This window comes from Bradyrhizobium sp. SHOUNA76, from assembly GCF_023006445.1.
Classification (GTDB): domain Bacteria; phylum Pseudomonadota; class Alphaproteobacteria; order Rhizobiales; family Xanthobacteraceae; genus Bradyrhizobium.
In genome coordinates this window covers 1-1,915 of sequence record NZ_JALBHA010000788.1, presented here as the reverse complement: position 1 = coordinate 1,915, position 1,915 = coordinate 1, and the positions used below count along the sequence as shown (strand labels likewise).

2 protein-coding genes and 1 pseudogene are annotated in these 1,915 nt (G+C 64.1%); all 3 read left to right on the top strand.

What is annotated here, in order from left to right:
* Positions 1-603: tetratricopeptide repeat protein (locus MOV74_RS37120; RefSeq protein ID WP_246932361.1), on the top strand; the 603-nt coding region annotated here is incomplete at its 5' end.
* 145 nt (positions 604-748) lie between these two features.
* Positions 749-1,420, top strand: coding sequence for an OmpA family protein (locus MOV74_RS37115; RefSeq protein ID WP_246932358.1), 672 nt, complete (start codon positions 749-751; stop codon positions 1,418-1,420).
* A 158-nt stretch (positions 1,421-1,578) separates the two neighbouring features.
* Positions 1,579-1,915 (top strand): annotated as a pseudogene (locus MOV74_RS37110) (efflux transporter periplasmic adaptor subunit); the annotation flags it as partial.

Genomic DNA, 1,915 nt, shown 5'->3' with positions numbered 1-1,915 from the left:
CAGGTCGAGGCCGCCCTGCCGCCACCGCCACCGCCACCGCCGGTGAAACCGATCGACCCGGCTCCAGCGCCGAGCACGGACAGCGGGCCGAGTGCTGCCGCCCTGGCCGACGATCCCACGATCAAGAGCCTGACCTCCAAGATTGCCGCCAATCCGGACGACGTGAACGCGCTGTACCGGCGTGGCCAGGTCTATGCCAGCAAGGGTGCCTACAACCTCGCCATCAAGGATTTTGACGACACGCTCCGGATCAATACCAAGGATGTCGAGGCGCTGAATAACCGCTGCTGGACCCGCACCGTGGTCGGCGACCTCCAGGGCGCGCTGAAGGATTGCAACGAGGCGCTGCGGCTGCGGCCGAACTTCGTCGATGCGCTGGATAGCCGGGGGCTCGTCAACCTCAAGTCGGGCGCGGTCAAGAATGCCATCGCCGATTTCGATGCGGCCCTGAAGATCAACCCGCGCCTGACCTCCTCGCTCTATGGGCGCGGCCTCGCCAAGCAGCGCAACGGCTCCGCCCAGGAAGGCGCGCTCGATATCGCCAACGCCAAGGCGATGGATCCGAACATCGTTCAGGAGTTCGCAAGCTACGGAGTGCGTTGATATTTTTTTGGGTTGAGGCGGTCGAAGCCTCGAACCTTGAACAGCCCAAGGAAGACTAATGGGCGGATGTCGCAACAGGTCTTTTCCGAGACCTATTGCTGGAAATTTGGAAGCACGCAAGCTGGCTGCGCAGGAGGGACTGGCTATGAGATTGGCTGCAAAGGGACTGACCGCGATCCTGTCCATCATCACCATCGGTGCCGCTCTGTCGCTGCCGACCTCGTCCGCCTTCGCCGGCGAAGAAAGCAACAGCAAGAACGTGACTGAGGACGAGATCGTCCGCGCGCTGGCGCCGGCGCCGAAAAAGCCTCTGACCCGCGGCCTCTCGATCGCCCCGCAGGCCGATCCCGCGCCGAACGCGGCGGAGACCAAGTTGATCCAGTCCGTTCGGGGCCGCTCGACGCGCTCGCTGTCGTCGACCGAACGCGAGGAAATCGCCTCAGTCGCCAAGGACAAGCCGAACATCGATCTCGAAATCACCTTCGACTACAACTCGGCCAATATCAGCGCCAAATCGATGCCCTCCGTGCAGGCGCTCGGCCGCGCGCTGACGAGCCCCGACCTGAAGGGCTCGACCTTCGTGGTCGCGGGCCACACCGACGCCGCCGGCGGCGAGACCTACAACCAGGACCTGTCGGAGCGCCGCGCGGATTCGATCAAGCGCTACCTCGTCGACAAGTACAGCATCTCAGCAACCGACCTCGTCACCGTCGGCTACGGCAAGAGCAAGCTGAAGGACCCGAGCCAGCCGATGGCGGAGGCCAACCGCCGCGTGCAGGTCGTCAACATGGAAAACAAGACCACCGCATCGAAGTGAGCACGACGTAATCCTTTGCAGTGACAAGTCGTGATGTGGTGTAAAGTCTCGCTTCCAAAGCGCGTCCCGCAGCCTTGCGGGACGCCGCTTCGTTTCAGGGAAACGCTCTCGATGGGCCTCGCGCGGACGGCCGTGAGCCAGGCCAGGATGATCCGGCGATGAACCTCTCCGAATATCTCAAGCCTGCCGGCACCGTGGTGTTCGTCGTCGCGCTCGGCGTCGGCTATTATCTGTTCGAGCATCGCAAGCGTCCCGAGCCGAAGGAGACGCAAAGCGAGGCGCTCGTCATCGTGACGAAGTCGACCAATGCCTGCTTCTCGGACCTCGTGCGGGTGACCGGCTTCTTCGTGCCGCGCCGCGAGGCCGTGGTCATCGCCGATCAGGAGGGATCCAGGGTCACCGACCTCCTGGTCACCGAAGGCGCCGTCGTCGCCGACAACCAGGAGCTGGCGCGCCTGACTGCGCCGCCGCAGATCCCGGGTCAGCCGCAGCGAC